The organism is Belnapia arida, from assembly GCF_016773205.1.
Classification (GTDB): Bacteria; Pseudomonadota; Alphaproteobacteria; order Acetobacterales; family Acetobacteraceae; genus Belnapia; species Belnapia arida.
Genome location: NZ_JAETWB010000165.1, coordinates 1 through 697 on the forward strand (window position 1 = coordinate 1; position 697 = coordinate 697).

Sequence of the window (697 nt, forward strand, 5' to 3'; positions counted from 1 at the left end):
TAGGGTCAGTGACTGGGGTGAAGTCGTAACAAGGTAGCCGTAGGGGAACCTGCGGCTGGATCACCTCCTTTCAAGGATGGTGCTGTGGGGTAGGGGCCTTGGCCTCTGGCTGCAGACCTCCGCGATATGACTAAACACGGACCAAGGCCTTGCCTGGTTCTGGCTGCCCCGGATGGGGTGGCTGGTGATCGGGCGCCTGTCCTGGTCGAGCCCAACGTTCGCCATCCATCCTCGGGCCCGGATTGGCCTGAGTGAGTGCGCATCATCCTGTTGATCTGTCGTTATGGCCTTGGCTGGGCGATGGCCGTTCCGGCCTCGGCGTTGCCGAGGCTTGGGGCCAGTAGCTCAGTTGGTTAGAGCACACGCTTGATAAGCGTGGGGTCGGAGGTTCAAGTCCTCCCTGGCCCATTTTCCCTGTTGAAGACTACGGGGGCATAGCTCAGCTGGTAGAGCACCTGCTTTGCAAGCAGGGGGTCACCGGTTCGAATCCGGTTGCCTCCATGTCTGCGCAGGTTGGCTTGGCGACAGAATGAGATCCTCACCTGACCCTCATGGGTCGGGTTGAGTTGCGTGCTTCCAAAGCCGCCACCTGGCGGGCCCCTTGGGGCTGGCCGGGTGGATTGTTCTTTTGACATTTGAAGATGGAATGGTTGGTTAGTTGATTGGATAAGTGTGTGTGATTTGCGCTGGCCTGGTC

Annotated in this window: 2 tRNA genes and 1 rRNA gene; all 3 read left to right on the forward strand. The window is 59.5% G+C overall.

Annotated features, from left to right (window positions below):
- A 16S ribosomal RNA gene (locus JMJ56_RS33205) occupies positions 1 to 71 on the forward strand; the annotation flags it as partial.
- 263 nt (positions 72 to 334) lie between these two features.
- A tRNA-Ile gene (locus JMJ56_RS33210) sits at positions 335 to 408 on the forward strand.
- 20 nt (positions 409 to 428) lie between these two features.
- Positions 429 to 501 (forward strand) — tRNA-Ala (locus tag JMJ56_RS33215).
- Positions 502 to 697: the final 196 nt, after the last annotated feature.